Source organism: Candidatus Tumulicola sp., from assembly GCA_035601835.1.
Classification (GTDB): domain Bacteria; phylum Vulcanimicrobiota; class Vulcanimicrobiia; order Eremiobacterales; family Eremiobacteraceae; genus DATNNM01.
Genome location: DATNNM010000014.1, coordinates 34,661 through 54,148 on the forward strand (window position 1 = coordinate 34,661; position 19,488 = coordinate 54,148).

Annotated in this window: 17 protein-coding genes and 1 tRNA gene; 2 read left to right on the forward strand and 16 right to left on the reverse strand. The window is 64.5% G+C overall.

Annotated features, from left to right (window positions below; genetic code table 11):
- Positions 1-7: 7 nt before the first annotated feature.
- The 9 genes from carB to VN934_09410 all read right to left on the reverse strand — a co-directional run bounded on the left by carB (position 8) and on the right by VN934_09410 (position 11,032).
- Positions 8-3,211 carry a carbamoyl-phosphate synthase large subunit gene (gene carB / locus VN934_09370; protein ID HXM19008.1) on the reverse strand — a complete coding sequence of 1,068 codons (3,204 nt, stop codon included), beginning with the start codon at positions 3,209-3,211 and terminating at the stop codon, positions 8-10.
- A complete protein-coding gene (gene carA, locus VN934_09375) occupies positions 3,208-4,284 on the reverse strand; it encodes a glutamine-hydrolyzing carbamoyl-phosphate synthase small subunit (GenBank protein HXM19009.1) in 1,077 nt (358 codons plus the stop codon). The genes carB and carA overlap by 4 nt, the downstream gene beginning before the upstream one ends.
- A gap of 1 nt (position 4,285) precedes the next feature.
- Complete coding sequence (locus tag VN934_09380; GenBank protein HXM19010.1) at positions 4,286-5,593, reverse strand: dihydroorotase; 1,308 nt, start codon at positions 5,591-5,593, stop codon at positions 4,286-4,288.
- Positions 5,590-6,513, reverse strand: a complete 924-nt coding sequence (locus VN934_09385; GenBank protein ID HXM19011.1) for an aspartate carbamoyltransferase catalytic subunit — start codon at positions 6,511-6,513, stop codon at positions 5,590-5,592. The genes VN934_09380 and VN934_09385 overlap by 4 nt, the downstream gene beginning before the upstream one ends.
- On the reverse strand, positions 6,510-7,064 hold the full coding sequence (pyrR, locus tag VN934_09390; GenBank protein HXM19012.1) for a bifunctional pyr operon transcriptional regulator/uracil phosphoribosyltransferase PyrR: 555 nt from the start codon (positions 7,062-7,064) through the stop codon (positions 6,510-6,512). The genes VN934_09385 and pyrR overlap by 4 nt, the downstream gene beginning before the upstream one ends.
- Before the next feature lie 76 nt (positions 7,065-7,140).
- On the reverse strand, positions 7,141-8,130 hold the full coding sequence (locus VN934_09395) for an NAD-dependent epimerase/dehydratase family protein (protein HXM19013.1): 990 nt from the start codon (positions 8,128-8,130) through the stop codon (positions 7,141-7,143).
- Positions 8,109-9,203, reverse strand: coding sequence for a hypothetical protein (locus VN934_09400; GenBank protein ID HXM19014.1), 1,095 nt, complete (start codon positions 9,201-9,203; stop codon positions 8,109-8,111). Before VN934_09400 ends, VN934_09395 begins: the two co-directional genes overlap by 22 nt.
- 4 nt (positions 9,204-9,207) lie before the next feature.
- Positions 9,208-10,041: a hypothetical protein gene (locus VN934_09405; protein HXM19015.1), complete on the reverse strand. Its 834-nt coding sequence runs from the start codon at positions 10,039-10,041 to the stop codon at positions 9,208-9,210.
- A gap of 175 nt (positions 10,042-10,216) precedes the next feature.
- On the reverse strand, positions 10,217-11,032 hold the full coding sequence (locus VN934_09410) for a hypothetical protein (protein ID HXM19016.1): 816 nt from the start codon (positions 11,030-11,032) through the stop codon (positions 10,217-10,219).
- 102 nt (positions 11,033-11,134) lie between these two features.
- Between VN934_09410 and VN934_09415 the strand changes: the two genes are divergently transcribed.
- Entirely contained in the window at positions 11,135-11,992 is an 858-nt protein-coding gene (locus VN934_09415) for a hypothetical protein (GenBank protein HXM19017.1), read from the forward strand.
- On the opposite strand, the gene VN934_09420 is transcribed toward VN934_09415, so the two are convergent.
- From VN934_09420 to VN934_09445, 6 genes are all read right to left on the reverse strand, one after another.
- On the reverse strand, positions 11,989-12,309 hold the full coding sequence (locus VN934_09420) for a GYD domain-containing protein (GenBank protein ID HXM19018.1): 321 nt from the start codon (positions 12,307-12,309) through the stop codon (positions 11,989-11,991). The genes VN934_09415 and VN934_09420 overlap by 4 nt on opposite strands.
- A 29-nt stretch (positions 12,310-12,338) precedes the next feature.
- Positions 12,339-14,954, reverse strand: a complete 2,616-nt coding sequence (locus VN934_09425) for a valine--tRNA ligase (GenBank protein ID HXM19019.1) — start codon at positions 14,952-14,954, stop codon at positions 12,339-12,341.
- A 102-nt stretch (positions 14,955-15,056) separates the two neighbouring features.
- Positions 15,057-16,289: an ATP-dependent Clp protease ATP-binding subunit ClpX gene (clpX, locus tag VN934_09430; protein ID HXM19020.1), complete on the reverse strand. Its 1,233-nt coding sequence runs from the start codon at positions 16,287-16,289 to the stop codon at positions 15,057-15,059.
- A 39-nt stretch (positions 16,290-16,328) separates the two neighbouring features.
- Complete coding sequence (locus VN934_09435; protein HXM19021.1) at positions 16,329-16,961, reverse strand: ATP-dependent Clp protease proteolytic subunit; 633 nt, start codon at positions 16,959-16,961, stop codon at positions 16,329-16,331.
- A gap of 16 nt (positions 16,962-16,977) precedes the next feature.
- Positions 16,978-18,327 (reverse strand): trigger factor, encoded by a 1,350-nt coding sequence (gene tig, locus VN934_09440; protein HXM19022.1) that lies wholly within the window; start codon positions 18,325-18,327, stop codon positions 16,978-16,980.
- A 16-nt stretch (positions 18,328-18,343) separates the two neighbouring features.
- A tRNA-Gly gene (locus VN934_09445) sits at positions 18,344-18,418 on the reverse strand.
- 10 nt (positions 18,419-18,428) lie between these two features.
- Here VN934_09445 and VN934_09450 point away from each other — a divergent pair.
- Positions 18,429-18,626, forward strand: coding sequence for a hypothetical protein (locus VN934_09450; protein HXM19023.1), 198 nt, complete (start codon positions 18,429-18,431; stop codon positions 18,624-18,626).
- On the opposite strand, the gene VN934_09455 is transcribed toward VN934_09450, so the two are convergent.
- Positions 18,623-19,480 carry a hypothetical protein gene (locus tag VN934_09455; GenBank protein ID HXM19024.1) on the reverse strand — a complete coding sequence of 286 codons (858 nt, stop codon included), beginning with the start codon at positions 19,478-19,480 and terminating at the stop codon, positions 18,623-18,625. The two genes, VN934_09450 and VN934_09455, sit on opposite strands and share 4 nt — an antisense overlap.
- Positions 19,481-19,488 lie beyond the last annotated feature (8 nt).

Genomic DNA, 19,488 nt, shown 5'->3' on the forward strand with positions numbered 1-19,488 from the left:
GGACTCCCTATGCGACCGTCATGCGGCTGGCGACATACTCTTGCAGCGGCCGGACGCGCACGGGTTCGTCATCGCGCGCCGAAAGCGCGACGAGGAGCGCTCGCACGGTATCGAGCGACGTGAGACAGGCCACACCCGCCTCGACGGCCGCGCGCCGAATCCGGTAGCCGTCGCTTTGCGACTGCGACGAAGCCGAGGCGTCGTTGACGACCAAGTCGACGCCGGCGCCGGCGATCAGGTCCACCACGTGCGGCGAACCCTCGGCGATCTTGTTCACGCGCGTGGCCCCGATGCCGTGCGCGTCGAGCATCTTCCACGTGCCGGTGGTGGCGAACAGTTGATAATCCATTTCTGCAAAGGCTCTTGCCAGCTCGACCGCGGCCTCCTTCTCGGCATCGGAGATCGACAACAAAATACCACCGCCCGGCGGAGGCGGTGTCAGGCCGGCGCCCAGCATGCCGCGCAAGAGAGCGCCGGCGTAGGTGGAGTCGAGGCCAAGGACTTCGCCGGTCGATTTCATCTCGGGACCGAGCATCGTCTCCACGCGCCGCAGCTTCGCGAACGAGAAGACGGGGATCTTCACCGCCACGAAGTCCGGACGGGGCAGCAGTCCGAGGGCGAGACCCATGTCCTTGAGCTTTCCGCCCAGCGCGATGTGGGTCGCCGCCCCGACGAGCGGCACGCCGGTGAGTTTGGCGATGATCGGCACGGTGCGACTCGCGCGCGGGTTGGCCTCGATCACGTACAGCTCGCCGCCGTACAAGATGTATTGCACGTTGATGAGACCGCGGATGCCGAGCTCTTTGCACAATTGCGTGGTGACGTCGACGATCCGCAGCTCGATGTCGGGTGGGATGTTCTGTGTCGGGTACACCGCCATCGAATCGCCGGAGTGGATGCCGGCCCGCTCGACGTGCTCGAAGATGCCCGGGATGATGATGTCCTGGCCGTCGAACGCAGCGTCGACTTCGACTTCGATGCCGGCGAGATACTTATCGACCAGCAGCGGCGCGTGCGGCTGGATGGGCGGGGCGCTCTCGGCGTATGCCGCGAGTTGCGCTTCATTATACACGATCTCCATGCCGCGCCCGCCGAGCACATACGAAGGGCGCACCAGCACGGGGAAGCCTATCTCCCTGGCGATCTCGCGCGCTTTGCGGAACGAAAGCGCGGTCTTGCCCGCCGGCCGCGCTACGCCGAGTTTGGCCACCACCGCGTCGAACTTCTCGCGGTCTTCGGCGAGGTCGAGCGCCTGCTGACTCGTGCCGAGCACTTTGACGCCGCGAGCAGCGAGATCGCGCGCGAGATTGATAGGCGTCTGACCGCCGAAACCGAGCAGCACGCCCTTCGCTCCGGTGGCGCGGACGGCGTTCTCCACCTCATCGACGCAGGGCGGTTCGAATATCAGCAGGTCCGAGATGTCGAAGTCGGTGCTGACCGTTTCCGGGTTGTTGTTGAGGACGACCGAGTCCACGCCGGCTTCGTGGAGCGCCCACGCCGCGTGCACGCACGAGTAGTCGAACTCGATGCCCTGGCCGATCCTGATCGGCCCGCTGCCGACCACCACGACACTGGTCCGCTGCGGCTTGCGCAGTTCGTCTTCTTCTCCTACCGTCGCGTAATAGTAAGGCGAGCGCGCCGGGAACTCGGCGGCTGCGGTGTCGACGATCTTGTAAGCGGGCGCGGTTTGTTCGCCGCCTGCGGCGCGCACATCGGGCAGCGGCTTCTGCGTGAGCCTCGCGATCGTGGTGTTCGCGTAGCCCAGCAGCTTGGCAGGGACCACATCAGCACCCTTGCGCAGGTGTTCCTCGCACTCGACAAGCTCTTTGAGTTCCCACAACCAGAACGCGTCGATGCTGGTTGTCTCGGCGATGGACTCGACTGAGCGGCCGCGCCGCAGACATTCGGCGATGACGAAGAGCCGCTCGTGGGTGGGCGCTCGCAGCACGTCCGTGAGCTCGTCGTCGCTCCATTGCTCGTGCGTCCAACCGGTGAGCGTGTCGCGGCCGATGTCGAGCCCGCGCACGGCCTTGAGCATCGCCTGCGAGAAGGTCCGCCCGATGGCCATCACCTCGCCGGTCGATTTCATCTGGGTGCCGAGGCGCGCGTCACCGAGCGGGAATTTGTCGAACGGCCAGCGCGGGATCTTGATCACGCAGTAGTCGAGCGTCGGTTCGAAAGCGGCCTTCGTCACGCCGGTGACCGGGTTGTCGATGTGCGGAAGCGTGCGGCCCAGCGCGATTTTGGCCGCGATCTTGGCGATCGGATAGCCGGTGGCTTTGCTCGCCAGCGCGGAGGAGCGCGACACGCGCGGGTTGACCTCGACCACGTTGTACGCATCGCTGCGCGGATCGAGCGCGAACTGGATATTGCAGCCGCCCTCGACGGCGAGATGCCGGATAATGTTGATCGCGGCGCTGCGCAGGCGATGGTAGTCGCGATCGGAAAGCGTTTGCGAGGGCGCGATCACGATGGAATCGCCGGTGTGCACCCCCATCGGGTCGATATTCTCCATGTTGCAGACCACGATGCAATTGTCGGCGCCGTCGCGCAGGACTTCGTATTCGACCTCTTTCCAGCCCAGCAGCGAGGTCTCGAGCAGCACCTGATGGATGATGCTGGCGCTCAAACCGGAGCGCACGATCTCCCGCAGCTCGGACTCGTCGTGGGCGATGCCGCCGCCGGTGCCGCCCAGCGTATACGCGGGTCTGACCACGAGCGGATAGCCCGAGCGAAGTGCGAACGCAAGCCCCTCCTCGATGCTGCGGACGATCGCCGATTCCGGCACCGGCTCGCCGATGTCGATCATGGCCTGCTTGAACAGCTCGCGGTCCTCCGCCAATCTGATGGTGCGCAGCGGCGTTCCAAGCAGTTTGACGCCGTAGCGCTCGAGCGTGCCGCGCTCCGCGAGCGCCACTGCGAGATTGAGTCCGGTCTGGCCGCCGAGGGTCGCGAGCATCGCCTCAGGGCGTTCGCGCGCGATGATGGCTTCCACGTGCGAAGGCACGAGCGGCTCCAGATAGACCGCGTCGGCGATCTCCGGATCGGTCATGATGGTCGCCGGGTTCGAGTTGACGAGCACCACGCGCGCGCCTTCCTCTTTAAGGGAGCGGCACGCCTGGACGCCGGCGTAGTCGAACTCGGCTGCCTGGCCGATGACGATCGGTCCAGAACCGACGACGAGCACTGACCCGGGCGTACCGTTCCTCACCGCAGGGTCTTCACGAAATCGGCGAAGAGGTGACGAGCATCCGCCGGACCGGGCGACGCTTCCGGATGGAACTGCACCGAGGAGATCGGCAGGCTGCGGTGGCGGAACCCTTCGTTGGTGCCGTCGTTGAGGTTGATCATGGTCTGCTCGACGTCGGCGGGCAGCGTGGACGCGTCAACCGCATAGCCGTGGTTCTGCGCGGTGATGACGACCTCGCCGTCAGCGACGTGCTGCACGGGCTGGTTGCCGCCCCGGTGCCCGTACTTCAACTTATACGTCGTGGCGCCGAGCGCGAGCGCGAGCACTTGGTGGCCGAGGCACACGCCGAAGGTCGGCAGGCGGCCATACTCGATCACGCGCCGCAGCGTCTCGATGACTCCCGTCAGCTCGGAGGGGTCGCCTGGACCGTTGCTGACCACCAAGCCGTCCAGCTTCATCGCCAGCAGTTCGTCGAACGTCGTCGTGAACGGCGCCTCCAGCACTTCTGCGCCTGCAGCGGCCAGGCAGTTGGCGATGTTCTCTTTGGCGCCGCAGTCGAGCAGCGCAACGCGGATGTTCCCGCCGCTGCGCTGCAGCTCGCCGTGAGACTCGACCGCACGCACGAGATCGGGCGTCGCGAGCGGCGCCCCGATATAATCGCGCAGGGCGTCAGGCGCGCGCGCGATGGCTTCTTCTCCTACCGCGAGCACCGAGCGCATGGTGCCCGCTTCCCGCAGGCGGATGACCAGCGCGCGCGTGTCTAGGCCTTGGATGCCGCGCACGGCGCTTGCCGCCATCCACTCATCGACGCGTCCGGCGCTGCGATAGTGACTCGGATGCGCGCTCACGCGTTTGAAGACGGCGCCCGCGCAGCAGATCGTCTTGTGTTGCCGGACGGCGGGATCGATGCCGTAGTTGCCGATGAGCGGATAGCAGAACACGATGATCTGTCCGGCGTAGGATGGATCGGTGAGCGCCTCTTCATAGCCCGTGATGCCGGTGAAGAACACGGCTTCACCGAGAGCGATGCCCTCGGGCCCGATGCCCTGGCCCTCGTATGAGCCTCCATCCGCCAGCAGCAAGCGCGCTCTCATACTAGCCTGCATCTCTATGGAGAATCGCCCCACCGACGACGGTCATGGCGGGCCGCACTTTGAACGTGCGGCCGGCGAAGGGCGTCACGCGGCCTTTCGACTTGAAGCGATCGGGGTCGACCGTCCAAGGCTTGTCCAAGAACAATCCCGTGATGTCGGCCGGCGCACCGACCGCGAGCGTGCCGCCGCGAACGCCGAGCAGGGCCGCCACGTTGCTCGAAAAATTGGCGACCATCGTCATGAGCGGCACGTCGGGCAGCGCATCGAACGTCGCGCCGACGGCGGTCTCCAAGCCTGAGAACCCCACGCAGGCGTTGGAGAGCGGCGGCTCTTTTTCGTATTCGGCGTGCGGTGCGTGGTCGCTCCCGAAAATCGTTATGGTGCCCTCGCTCACGGCTCTTCGCAGCGCGGCGACATCGGCGTCGGTGCGCAGCGGCGGGTTCACGCGCATGCGCGCATTGAAACCCTTGAGCTCGACGTCCGTGAGCTGCAGGTGATGCGGCGTGACCTCGCCCGTGATGCGGATACCCGCGGAGCGCGCCCACTGCAGCACGTCGATCGTCTGCTTCGCGCTCACATGGCAGAGGTGCCACAGCTTGTGGGTGGCTTGGGCGATCAGGGCATCGCGTGCCGCGATGGCGGCTTCAGCGACCGCCGGCATGCCGGGAACTCCCAAAATATCGCTCACGTCGCCCTCGTGCATCAGCGCGTCTTCGAACGACGGATCTTCGCAGTGCGACATTAGCGCCTGCGGCAGGTCTGCGATCAGCCGCGCCGCGTGATACAGCGCTTTGAGCGAGCGCGTGACGGCTCCGTCATCCGAGAACGCCACCGCGCCGGCCGCTGCCATGCTGCGCAGGGGCGCGAGCGCCTCGCCCTCGCGGCCGAGCGTGACCGCCCCGACCGGATAACAGCGAGCGCTGCGGAGCAGCGCCGCGTCTTCGATGAGCCGGCGGATGGACAGCGGCGTGTCCAACGGCGGCCGCGTGTTTGGCATCGCGGCGACCGCCGTGAAGCCGCCGGCCGCCGCCGCGGCGAGTGCCGTGGCCAGGGTCTCCTTGTGCGGATCGCCGGGGTCGCGCGCATGCACGTGCGGGTCGATGAAGCCGGGGCACAGCACCATGCCGGTGCAGTCGATCCGTTCGGTGTGCGGATCGGGGGCCGATGGCGCGCCGTCCAGCAGCGCGGCGACCAGCCCGTTGCGCACCACGATCGTGCGTCTTGCGTCGAGTCCAAGGATCGGATCGATGACGCGCGCGCCGACGAAGTCGCGATTCTCAGCTTTGGCGCCGCCCGGCTGCACCCTCATCGCCGCTCCTGGGCCCGTCCGAGCGCCCATTCGAGCACCGCCATGCGGACGTAGACGCCGTTTTCGACTTGCCGCTCGATGCGGCTCCGCTCGCCGGCCACGAGCGCGCCGTCCATCTCGACCCCGCGGTTGACGGGGCCGGGGTGCATGACGATCGCATGCGCCGGCAGGGCCTTAGCGCGCGCGAGCGTCAGACCATAGCCTCCCGCAAGGTCCTCGTGCGCCGGCAGCTCGGCGCCGTCGCCGCGTTCCTTTTGAATGCGCAAGAGCATGATCGCGTCGGCGGTCGGCAGATGTTCATCCAGGTCAGCCGAGAGCGCGGCATAGCCCCAGCCCGGCGATGACGGTGGTAGCAGCAGCGGCGGCGCGCACAACACGATGCGAGCGCCCATCAGCGAGGCTGCCTTTGCAGCGGAGCGCGCCACGCGGCTGTGCTTGATGTCGCCCGCGATCACGAGCGTGCGGCCCTCGAGCGAACCGAATTCCTCCATCAGGGTCATGACGTCGAGCAAGCCTTGAGTCGGGTGGGCGTGCCAGCCGTCACCGGCGTTGAGCACCGCGCCGCTGAAATAGCGCGCGAGCGCATGCGGAAAACCGCTCTCGCGATGGCGCACGACCAGCGCATCGGCGCCGATCGCGCTGATCGTGCGCATCGTGTCTTCGAGCGTTTCGCCTTTGATCAGCGACGAAGATTCGGTCGCGAAGTCAAGCCAGGAAGCGCCGAGCCGGTGCGCAGCTGCGGCGAAGGAGGTCGCAGTGCGCGTGCTCGGCTCGAAGAACATGCCGAGGACGATCTTGCCTTTGAGGCGGACGCTGGAATCGGTGACGCCGCGTTTGAAGGCGCGTGCGCGCGTGATCAACGACTCGATGAGCGGTCGTTGCGCGTCGTCGAGGTCGAGGAGATGGCGCGCGCCTGTCATTTCGGCCCGTAGATGACCACGCGGTCGTCGTCGGAGGCCTCCGGGCGCAGCTCCACGTGGATGTGCTCGTCGCGCGACGTGGGGACAAAGCGGCCCACGTAATCCGCTTGGATGGGCAGCTCTCGCAGGCCGCGGTCGATGAGCACGCACAGGCGCGCTGCTTGCGGCCGGCCCATGTCGGTGATCGCGTCGAGCGCGCCGCGGATAGTACGGCCGGTGAAGAGCACGTCGTCCACGATGACGACTTCTTTGCCCTGCAGATCTTCGGTGATGTCGCTTTGCGGCATCTCGCGCGGCGCGTCGTCGTCCCGATATAGCGTGATGTTGAGAAAGCCGAGCGGCACGTCGACGCCGGTGCGCAGCCTGATCTGACCGTGTATGCGGCGCGCGAGGCTTTCGCCGCCCTTACGGATGCCGATGATGACCAGGTTCTTGCTGGCGCCGTTGGGCTCGATGATCTGATCGGTGAGCCGCTCGATCGTGCGCTGGAGGGCGGAAGCAGAAAGCACGACGCGCTTCTCTTGTTGGGCTGAAGCGTTCGTCGTGCTCAAAACCGGGCGGCGTCCTCTCCGACAGTATAGCGCGCCGAGCGAAGCTCGGAGGTCAAGGCAGTTTGACCGGACTTGCTTATTCGGCCCCCCGCTGCGACGAGCCTGCCGGACGTCGACGCCGTTCCTCGACCGTCACGGGGATTGCCTCCCGATGAGCTGTGACATGGCCGCCGAAGGCATTGGTGAACTTCGCAGCATCGATGACGAATGGCTTGGCGAACTGGTAGTAGACCTCGGTCGCCTCGCGGATCTGCGCATCGAATAATCCCGCCAACCACATCATCGGCAGCGTGATGCGAGACATTTCGGCATGACGTCCTATCGCTTCAGCGGCCATCGTGATGAACTGCCGTCCGGTGAGCGGCTCGGCCGCCGGGATGTGCCAAATTTGACCAAGTGCTTCAGATCGCTCGCCGAGCGTGATGAGCCCTCGGGCCACGTCGGGCAGGTAGCTCAGCGTGTGCGGTGCGTCGAGATTGGCGATCCAGGACGCGCGCTTTCCCTGCAGCATGGGATCGATGGCCAGCGCTAACGGGGCGCTCAAGCCGAAAGCGCCATAGAAGTCGGATGCGCGACCAATCGTCAGCCGCACCGTGCCGCTGCGGTGAGCCGACAAGTACTTCTTCTCCAACTCGCTGCGCAGCCGTCCCTTGTGACCCACGGGCCGGCGCGGCGTGGCCTCGGTCATGGGGCCGTCGACGGGTCCATACATGTACAAATTGTCCATGACGACGAGCGTTGCACCCGCTGCAGCGGCGGCTGCGATGACCGCATCTGCGATCACCGGCAATTGGGCCTCCCAATCCCGGTAGGGCACGTTGGCGCAATGGTAGACAACGCTCGCGCCCGCGCAAGCGCGCTTCACATCGTCTGCTTGACGCGCGTCGAGAACGACCCACTCGACTTCCGGGTCATTGTGCCGCCGTCGGCTTGCCGCGCGCACGCGCTTGCCGTTCGCGGCGAGTTCTCGGACCACACTTGCGCCCGCCCCGCCTGTTCCACCGAGAACGACGTGCAGTTCGCCCAACCTGGATTCGGCGATGACTACCCCTGGCGTTTCTTGCACTTGAGGTGCAACGTGTAGCTCAACTTGCCTGTCCCTTGCGGCATGTCGAAGAGCGTCTTTGAGACGGATTCGCCGTCCTTCCACTTCATTTGTATCGTGCCCGGCGTCTGTGGCGCCGGCGGACCCCATCCGAAGCCGCGAGGACATGTGATCCTGAACGTCGTCGCCTTGTACCCCACCTCAGTGACCTTGAGCGTCGCGACGCCGCCCGAGATTTGACCGCCGACCTTGAAGTTCCTGATGCCTTGGAGACCGCTCATCCTGCACTGGCTGCCGGACGTGTCGACCACTAACGATGTTACGCCTTCGCCGGTGACAGGCTGCGGCGTCCCTTCGCTGACCTTGAACGTGAACAGACCTGTCTGGGTCATTCGGATCGTCCCCATCGGGGCGGGGGATCGAAAGACGATCACAGCCTCTGACTCGAGTCGCGGCTCCTGGATCTTATCGATGAGTTTTTGGATCGTCGCAGCCTCGACCCTGTATGCCGCGGCCTCCTCGTGCGCCACGCCCGCCGGCGTCGGCCACTTGTAGGGCCATTGGTCGTTTCGGTGATGCTTGCGGAGGTTGCATTCGCTGGCGTGCTGGATCTCGTGCGCTCGTATCATTTCGGCCAATTGTCTGCACGGCATCGCAGCCATCGCAGCATTCAGAGGTGCGGTTTGAATCTCGCACTTTATCTGATCGGTCCGCGCGGCCACCTCCTCCGTTGCCGGCGCGCCGCACTCCGGCGACGGGAGGCGCAACAGCCGAGCACGTTCGAATTGGTCGAACACCGCAAGCTTCCAGACGATCTCGTTCAGCTCTGCGCGGCGCAGGGTCTCGCTCATGCCGGTATCGTCGATGACGTCCACCGGTGTGCCGGACGCATCGCGAACTTGAATGACCGGCGATGTCGCCAACTCGTCGTAGGCATTGGCGATCGCCTTACGCTGGTCGAGCAAGCTCTCGAGGCAGCGCAGGTGCTTGCAGTTGAGGCAATCCTCGTTGGATTGTGGCGCTACATCGCCCATGGCCGGCAAGACCGCAAGTGCAACCACGAGGGCGAAAGCGCACATCAAGCGGCGGAGCATGATTTTAGAAGTGGCCGAAAACGCTCGACCAGCCCTCCATCATGTGTTGAGCCTGGCTCGACGTCCAATGTTGCATCTCTATTTTCTTGATCAGCTGTGCGGTCGAGATGTTGCCGCTCAGACCGGATTGCGGTGCAGGCGTCGGAGGAGGTTGAGCGGCGACCGGCTTTCCGCGGAATGCCGCGCGCAAGGCATGTTGTTCGGCAGGCGTTGCCTGCGCCCAAAGGCTTTGAAGCGACAACCACCACGGCACGAACTGGTTGAACTTCATCTGCGCTTCGGCCGGAGCACCCGGATACTGCCCGGCGATGCGCCTCGCGAAACCGGCGTGGTCCGCGATCGCCGCAGGCACCGGCTTCCCGGCTTGCTTGGCGGTGAATTCGTACATCGCGATGAAGGCGTCGACGACCGATTGGCGCAGCGGAGGCGTTCCCTCAGCGATGATCTTGTTGTGCTTGCGCCAAGCCGCGACCAGGGTTCTCTCGGTTGCCGCTGAAGCGCCCGTATCCGCCTGGAAAGCTGCGATGATTTGCGGTTCGACGAGGCTGCGCAGGATCGCGTTGTCCGAAGCGGAGTGTTTTGCCGCCCACGCCATCACGTTGTCCATGTCGTTGACGGTGGCTTGCGCGCCGGACGGGTCGCTCGACATATCGATGGCCGTGCCGTCGCGTATGGACTGCACCGCTGCCGCGTCGAGTTTGAATCCGAACGCCCACTCGACGAACTTCGTGATGTCGCTCTCGGCTTGATCTGTGCTTAAAGCCAATGCGGGGGGTGAAATGGCGAGCGCGAGGGCGCTTGCAAACACGGCGATGAAACGAATCGAAGCGTTTCGCATGCGCTGGTCCTCCTCAGGGTGGACGAGAGACGTTTGACGCCCAAAAGCAGGTACCTTTGCCCACGGGCTCGAGGCCGCCTCGGTCCTCTATGATGGGCTCGCCGCACATTTCCGGCACGACAGCGAATGCGAACGCGACAACGGCGAAGCGGACCGAACTGCGAAGAGTCAAAGGCTAGAAGGGGTTTGACCAGTTCGACATCATGGATTGACCCTCGTTCTGCACGAACAGGTGCTCTTTGTATTTTTCTTCTGCGCTGACGTTGCCGCTAAGACCCGATTGCGGAGCGGCCGTTGGCGGCGGTCGGACGGCGACCGGCTTCGCGCGGAATGCCGCACGGAGGGCGTTTTGTTGCGCCGGTGTGGACTGCGCCCAAAGGGCCTGGAACGACAACCACAGCGGTTGGATCTGATTGAATTTCATCTGCGAGTCGGCCGGCGCGGCTGCGTATTGGCCCGCGACGCGCCTCGCGAATCCCGCGTGGTCCGCTATCGCCGCCGGAACCGGCTTTCCGGCTTGCTTGGCGGTGAACTCATACATCGCGATGTAGGCGTTCACGACGGATCGGCGCAGCGGTGGTCTTCCCTCCGCGATGATCCTGTTGTGCTTGCGCCATGCTGCGATCACCGCCTTCGAAGCGAAAGCGGAAGATCCGGTATCCGTCTGCCACTGCGCGACCAGGTTCGGCTCGACGACGCTGCGTAACAGACGGCTCTCCGAAGGCGAGTGCTTTGCGACCCAAGCCATGACGGTGCTCATGTTGTCGAGGCTCGACTGCGATCCGGCCGGGTCGCTTGCCGTGTCGACGACAATGCCCTGGCGGATGGATTGAAGCGTCGCGGAGTCGAGTTTGAATCCGAACGCCCACTCGATGAAACTCTTGTTGATACTGAGGGCTTGATCGGTGCTCGCGCCCAGCGCCGGTGGTGAGATCGCGAGGACGAAAGCACTCGCGGAAATGGCGATGAGACGATGCGTGGAGCTTCGCATGGGATGGCCCTCCTCCAAGGATGGTGGAGTTTTGACACCGGAAAGGACGGACCTTGCGAACGCAGTGCCGGGGCCGGGGGCATGCCCGTCGAAAGCCGGGATATGATCGTCCGGCGATCGAGGTGGAAGACGTTTCCGCTCGTGTTGTGGGGCCTATCCGGTATCTTCACCGGGCTGTTGGTTTCCCGCCTCGCGATACTCATCGCCCTTACGCAGGACGTGCCTGTTCGCGCTGCCGGTCTCTTCCTTGTCGGTGGCGCGCTGCTTGGCGGGATCATCGGAGTGTTGTGGGGCGCGATGCGGGTCCGACAGGCGCTCGCGCCTGTGCAGGCAGGCAACCGGCCCCTCGTCACGATCGATGCCGAGGTCGCCGCCGGACCGCTCGCCGAGCAACTGCGCGCGTTGACGGCATCGCTCGAGGCGCTCGGCTTCGTGCGGCAGCGCGATTACGGCTTGGCCGGTCCCTTGGGCACGACGCCGGTCCGCGGGTTTGCGCGTCTTCTGTTCCATCCGGGGCATCAATGCTTTGCCGAGATCAACGCAGCCGCAGGACTCGTGGTGTCCGTCGAGCTCGGAGTCTCGCTGCTCACCATTCTGAACGACGGCTGGTCCATCGCCGCGTGGGGCAGGTTCAATCCCAGCACGGCAGGACTGCACTACGTCAGGCGTCTGCCGCGCAAGTTATGGAAGATCTTTCCCGGAGCGGCGCCCGATCGGCTTTTAGCGGAGCACCTGGCGATGCGCGACCCTATCATCGCGGACTTGGGCCTAGCGATCGTCTCGTCGCCGCTGCCCGATGTCTACTTCGATGAGATCCAGCGCGCCACGGCCTTGCGCAACGAGGCTTTCGGGCACAAGAACATCATCGCGTATCTCGTCGAGGCTGACCTCTACGCGATGCATCCGAAGATGGAGTGGCTTGGCGACTACGCGAAGAGCCAGTCCCGCCTCAGACTTTAGCCTCCCGCGGGGCGGAAGCTGACCGCCTTCTTCGCGGCTTGATCGACTTCTTCAGGCGTGACGAGCACGGTCGTCTGCGACTTCACGGTGCCGGTCACAACGGTCGCCAGCGCCGTGGCGAACGCGGCCACGTTATCGGGCACGTCGGCGATCGCGATGACGTCTGCTGCGCCAAAAGCGAAGTAGAACGCCTCGAGCTTGCCGCCGACGCTTTCCACGAGCTTTTGCGCCGCGGCGCGCCGCGCCGTGCCACCTTCTTTTTGAAGGCCGCGCACGCCCTCGGTCGTGTATGAGATTTGAACGAGGAATTTAGGCATGATACATCCTCCCTAGTGATCCTCAAGCATCAAAGGCTGGCGAGGCGCTCGCGGCTGAGCGCGATCGCGGCGCGCAGTTCTTCCAAGCGCGCGCGTTCCTTTTCCACCACGGCCGGCGGCGCTTTGTCCACGAAGCCTGTTTTCAGCTTGCGCTCGATGGCCTCCGCCTCCACGCCTGCTCGGTCGAGCTCTTTGCGCAATCCGGCGCGTTCTTTTTCAAGATAGGCTTCATCGACGGGCAGCAATATCTCCATGCTGCCAAGTCGCCGGGTGACAGCGTGAGCAGGCCGGCCGTCCCCCGATGCCGGCGCATGCACCTTGGCTGCCCGAGCCAGCCGCTCGACCACGTTCTGCTCGCGGGCGAGCAGTTCGAGCAGCGCGGCATCGGCGCCCACGACGGTGACGTCGCGCATCTCTCGATAGGGCAGCTTCGGCATCGCGCGCAGCGAGTTCACCGCGTCGATGAATTCCAAAAGTCTCGTCATGTCGCGCCGCGCGCTTTCGTCTTCGCGGCCGGTCGCGGAAGTCGGCCAAGCAGACGAGCCGATCCGTTTCCCCTCGTGCGGCAGGCGCTGCCACAGCTCTTCGGTGACGAAGGGCATGATGGGGTGCAGCAGCTGCAGCGCGGTTGCAAGGGCGTGGCGCAATAGCGGAGCACGGGTTGGGGCCCGGTCCTTGGCGATCTCCAGATACACGTCGCAGACCTTGTTCCAAACAAACGCGTACATCGTCTCGGCCACTTCGGAGAAATCGAACGCCTCGAGCGCCGCAGTCACCCGCCGGATCGTCGTGGCCAACTCGTCCATGATCCAGCGATCCGGCAGCGTCCAGGCTTTGGCGTTTGGGATGGGCGCATCGGGGCTGAGGTCGAGATCGAGGGCGAAGCGCACCGCCTGCCAGATCTTGTTGCAGAACTTGCGCGCGGCATCGCACTTCGATACGGCGAAGCGGACGTCTTGAGAACCGTGCATCTGCGACACGATCCCGTAGCGGGTCGCATCCGCGCCGTAGCTCTTCACCAAGTCCATAGGATCCAGCGAGTTGCCGAGCGACTTGCTCATCTTGCGCCCTTCCTCGTCGAGGATGAGCGGGGTGATGAGCACCGTCGAAAAAGGGATGCCGCCTGCGAACTTGATCCCCATCATGACCATGCGCGCGACCCAGTTGAAGATGATCTCGCGCGCGGTGACCATCACCTGATTGGGATACCAAGCCTTGAGCTCCGGCGTCTGCTCGGGCCAACCGAGGATCGAGAACGGCCACAGCGCCGCGGAGAACCACGTGTCGAGCGTGTCGTCGTCCTGCTTGACTTCTTTGCCCCCGCAGTTCTCACACGCGCCCGGCGCCGTCTCGGCGACCGTGACGTGGCCGCTGGGGCAATACCAGACCGGAAGCCGATGGCCCCACCATAGCTGGCGCGAGATGCACCAATCGCGGATGCGCTCCATCCAATCTTCGTACGTGCGCGTGTAGCGCTCCGGCACGAAACGGATGCGGCCCGTGCGCGTTGCCGCCAGCGCAGGTTCGGCCAGCGGCTTGATTTTGACGAACCATTGCAGGGACAGCAGCGGTTCGACGATGGTGTCGCAGCGGTAGCAGGTGCCGACGCTCACGGCGTACGGCTCTTCCTTCACGAGCAGACCGCGCTCGCGCAAGCGCTTGACCGCGAGACCGCGAGCCGCGAAGCGGTCGAGGCCGGCGAATTCCGCTTCGACCGCGTCCGTCATCTTCGCGTCGATGCCGATCACCGATATGGCGGGCAGACCGTGACGCTCGCCGATCTCGGCGTCGGTGTAGTCGTGCCCCGGGGTGATCTTGAGCACGCCCGTGCCGAACTCGCGCACGACCGCTGCATCCGCGATCACGGGTATCGGATGCGGTGACAACGGCCGTAGGACCAGCTTCCCGATCAACTGCTTGTAGCGCTCGTCATCCGGATGGACCGCTACCGCGACGTCGGCGAAGATGGTTTCGGGCCGCACGGTCGCGATCACGACTCCGTCACCGCCGTCTTCGGCTCGATAGCGGACATAGTACAGCGTGTCGGGGCGGTCTTCGTGCTCGACCTCGGTGTCGGCCAGCGTCGTGCCGCAACGCGGGCACCAATTGACGAGCCGCGTGCCGCGGTAGATGAGCCCCTCGCGGTACAGCGCGACGAACACCTTGACGACCGCGCGGCTGAGGCCTTCGTCCATGGTGAAGCGGTCGCGCGCCCAATCTGGCCCGAAACCCAGAGCGCGGAATTGCTTGTAGATGATGTCCCCGTACGTCCGGCGCCATTCCCACGCGCGCGCAAGGAATTTCTCGCGGCCGATGTCCTGGCGCGTCAGGCCCTCACGCGCGAGCTCCTTCTCGATGACGTTTTGCGTCGCGATGGCGGCGTGGTCCTGACCCGGCAGCCAGACGCTGTTATCTCCCCGCATGCGGTGCCAGCGGGTGAGGATATCCATCGGCGTATAGGTCGAGCCGTGACCCATGTGCGCCCGGCCCGTGATGTTCGGCGGCGGCATGGAGATGACGAAGGGCGGTCGCGAGGGATCCGGCTCAGCGTGAAACGCGCCCTCGGTCTCCCAGCGCGCGTACCACGCGGCTTCGATCGCGGCGGGATCGTACTTGTCGAGCATCGGCCCAAGCTCTTGTGCCACGCTCGCTTTGTTCGGGCGAACGCACGAGGGCCCTGCCCGGATCAAACAAGAAGGGCCCGGGGCTAAAGCCCCGGCACTACATTCGAATCGAGAATGTGGCGGTTAGGCGGGGACGTCTTTGGGTTGGTTGCCGGGCACGAGCACCGGCGTCTGCGCGCCCTCGATGACTTCCTTATTGATGATGCACTTCTTGACGTTGGTGAGCGACGGCAGATCGTACATGACGTCGAGCATGACTTCTTCGAGGATCGAACGTAGACCGCGCGCGCCGGTCTTGCGCGATTGCGCGCGATGCGCGACCGCCGCCAGCGCCTCTTTGGTGAGCGTCAGCTCGATGCCGTCCATCGCGAATATCTTCTGATATTGGCGCACCAGCGCGTTGCGCGGCTCGGTGAGGATACGGCGCAGCGCGAGTTCGTCGAGCGCTTCGAGCGTCACCACGATCGGCAAGCGGCCGATGAACTCGGGGATCAGGCCGAAGCGCAACAGGTCTTCGGGCAGCAGGGCCTGCAAGAGCCGGGTCATCTTCTTGTCGGTCTTGCTCTCGGGCCTCGCTCGGAAGCCCAAGCTTTGGCTGGCCACGCGGCCTTCGATGATCCGTTCGAGCCCGTCGAACGCGCCGCCGCAGATGAACAGCACGTTGGTCGTGTCGATCTGGATGAACTCTTGATGCGGGTGTTTGCGTCCGCCCTGCGGCGGCACATTGGCGGTCGTGCCCTCGAGAATCTTGAGCAGCGCCTGTTGCACGCCTTCGCCCGACACGTCGCGCGTGATCGAGGGGTTCTCGCTCTTGCGCGCGATCTTGTCGATCTCGTCGATGTACACGATGCCTTTTTCGGCACGCTTCACATCGTAGTCGGCGGCTTGGATCAGTTTGAGCAGGATGTTCTCGACGTCCTCACCGACGTAGCCCGCTTCCGTCAGCGACGTCGCGTCCGCCATCGCGAGCGGCACGTCTAAGATTTTGGCCAGCGTCTGCGCGAGATAGGTCTTGCCGGATCCGGTCGGCCCGATGAGAAGAATATTGCTCTTATGAAGCTCGACGTCGTCGGAGCCGGTCTGGGTCGAATTGATGCGCTTGTAATGGTTGTAGACCGCGACCGCTAGGCTCTTCTTCGCCCGGTCTTGACCGATCACGTATTGGTTGAGGATGTGATTGATCTCTTTGGGCTTGGGGATGTTGCGCAGCCGCAGGCTCTCGTCGACGTTCTTATAGAGCTCTTCCTCGATGATCTCGTTGCACAGCTCGATGCACTCGTCGCAGATGTACACGCCCGGGCCGGCGATCAATTTGCGCACCTGCTCCTGCGACTTGCCGCAGAAGCTGCACTTCAATTGCCCCTTTTCGTCTCCGAACCTGAACATCCGTATCCTTTACGCGGCTGATGGTTTCAAAGCGCTGGCGGCCTGGGCTTCGCGTGATGCCTTGGTGATCACCGAATCCACGATGCCGTAGTCCACCGCTTCGGGTGCTGTCAATATGTAGTCCCGCTCGAGGTCCCGTTCGATTTTCTCGAGCGTCTGTCCCGTGGTCTCCACATAGATATCGGCAAGAACGCGACGGCTTTTTATAAGGTCGCGCGCATGGATCTCGAGGTCGGTTGCCTGCCCGCCCAGTTGCGAGACCCACGGCTGATGGATGATGACCTTCGAATAAGGTAGGGCATAACGCTTGCCTTTGGCCCCGCCGGTGAGCAGCACCGAGGCCGCACTTGCCGCCATGCCGGCGCACAGCGTCGCGACGTCGGGTTTCACCAACCGCATCGTGTCGTAGATGGCAAGTCCCGCTGAAAGCGATCCGCCCGGACTATTGATGTACATCTCGATATCGCGGTCTGCGTCTTCTTTTTCCAAAAACAGCAGCTGCGCGATGACCAGATTGGCCAGGTTGTCGTCGATCGCGCCCGTCACGAAGACGATCCGCTCTTTGAGCAGGCGCGAAAAGATGTCGAAGGCGCGCTCGCCGCGGGCGGTCTGCTCGACGACCATCGGCACCAGGTGTCCCATGTTTTAATGACTCTCCTTAACTGCTTATCGTTTCGTCGCCGGAGGGTTCTGGGCCCGCGGTCACTTCCGGGGCCTTCTCCGTCACACTAGCCTTTTCGACAAGAAAGGCCATGGTCTTGTCGCGTCGGATGGCATCCATGAGCCGGCCCAGGTCCCCGCTGTGCTGGAGCATCTCGACGGCCGCTCCGCGGGACCGGCCGGTCGAGCGGGCTAGGCGCTCGATTTCCCCTTCAAGGTCGGCCGTGGTGGCCTCGATCTTCTCGGTCTTGGCGATCTGCTCGATCAGGAGCGCCGCCTTTACGCGCCGTTCCGCGTCGCCCTTGACCTCCTCCCGGAGTTGCTCTTCGGTCGTGTTGCGCGAGCGCAGGTACGCCTCCCACGATCGCCCCGCATTCTCAACAGAATCCTTGGCGTCGGCCAGCATGCTGCGCATTTCGCGCTCGACCAGAACGCCTGGCAACGGGAAATCGTGGCGCGCGACAAGGACGCCGAGCAATTCCCTCTCCATGCTTTCGCGAGCGCGGGCTTCGGCCACGATTTGATGCCGGCGCCGGACGTCGTCGCGCAGCGCATCGAGGCTTTCGTATTCCGAGACCTGCTTGGCGAAGGCGTCATCGAGTTCGGGGAGCACCGGTACCTTGACGTCGTGCACGGAGACCTGGAAAAGCGCGTCTTTGCCCGCGACCGCTTGCGCGTGGTAGGCGGCGGGGAACGTCACACGCACGCTGCGCTCTTCGCCGGGTTTCGCGCCGTAGAGCTGCTCGGCAAAACCCGGGGTGAACTTCTCCGGCAGCACTTCGGTGGTGTGGCCGTGCGCTGCGCCGCCCTCGAACGGCTGGCCGTCGATCGTGCCTTCGTAGTCGAGCGTCACGACGTCGCCTGCTTGTATGCCACGATCCGTGACCGGTTCGAGCGTCGCGGCGCGCTTCCGTAACGATTGCAAGCTGCGTTCGACGTCCTCGTCCGAGACGTGCACGGCGGGTTTGCCGATCGGCACGCCGAGGTAATCTTTGAGCTCGATGTCCGGGCGGACCGCGACCGTAGCCTTGATGCGCAGTGCGCGGCCATCGTCAACGCGCTCGAGGTCGATCTTGGGGCGATCGACGGGTTCAAGATTGTGTTCCTTGAGCGCCTTGGTATAGGCATCCGGCACCACGTCTTCCATCGCCTGATGGTCGATGCGCTCGGCCCCGACATGCTGCTCGAAGATGCGCCGTGGCACGTGGCCCTGCCGGAAGCCGGGGACGCGGTGCTGCTTGACGAGCTTGCGGAAGGCGCGCTCCCGCGCCTCGTTGAGATCGGAAGCGGAAACTTCGATATCGAGTTGGACTTCGGTCGGAGCGAGCTTGGTGACGGTGGCGGTCAATGCTTTCCTTTAACGGTGGAGCGGAAGACGAGATTCGAACTCGCGACCCTCGCCTTGGCAAGGCGATGCTCTACCGCTGAGCTACTTCCGCGCGGCGAACGATGGAGATTATCCGCGAGCCTCCCTTCTCCTCCGCGGGGAAAGCGCTGAACGCGGCGAACGACGCGCGCATGAACGGCGGCACTCTTCTTGCAACCGTCCTCGTTGTCGGCGGAGCGCTGTATCTTTTTATTTTCTTGTGGGTCACGCGCGAGCGCTTGAAGGAGATCGGGCCGCCGAAGCCGCCCGGCGGCCACTAATTCGCGCTGTCTCCGCTGTAGGCGACGCCGAATGTCTCTTCGATCGCGTGCACGATCGCGTCGTACAGTTCTTTGTTCTGCAGTTCGAAGTTCGCATCGGTCAAGCTGAGCGAGGGAAGATTCCCGGCTAGCACGAGGTCGTTCGGCACCTTGCGGAAGACGCGATACACGGCGAGCTGCTGAAGCAATTTGGGAACGCTCGAACCTCCCGCGCGCTGCACGATGAAATCCAACAACGGGCGTATGGGCATGCCGGTGACCGTGCGTTTCAACGAGAACGACAGCGGCGCCGGCTCTTCAAGCGGCGCTGCGGGACTTTCGCCATATTCGTCCGGCAACGGCGCGAAAACGTCGGGCAGCGGCTCCCGCGGCTGAGGTACGAACTCATCCGAGGGGATTTCATACACCGGTCCGTGAGGCGGTGCGTGGTCGAAGACCGGATGCTCTTCGGGCAGCGGCGGCGCTTCGGGGGTGGTGAATGGGGCTTCCGCGGCGGGCGCAAGTTCGACGGGTGCGCGTTCGGCGGGTGTTTGCTCGACCGGCGTGTGATCGATCACCATCAGCGCTTCGGTCGCCGGCGGCGCAACTGGGCTTCCCTTCTGCTGCAAGTATTCTTCGAGCGTCACCTGGCGCAGCGACACGAGGCCGAGCGTGTGCAGATGTTCGCACAGCGCCTCGAGATACGCGACGTCGAGTCCGATCGACCACGCGACATCGCCGGCGGAGGTCACGCCGTCCAAGGCGAGCACGAACTCCCACTCGTAGGGCTGCATGAGCACCCCGATGGCGCTGGTCTCGAAGTGCGCCGACCGGGTGTAGACGCTTTTCGGCGTGAACGGCGTGAAGCGTTTCACAGTTGCTG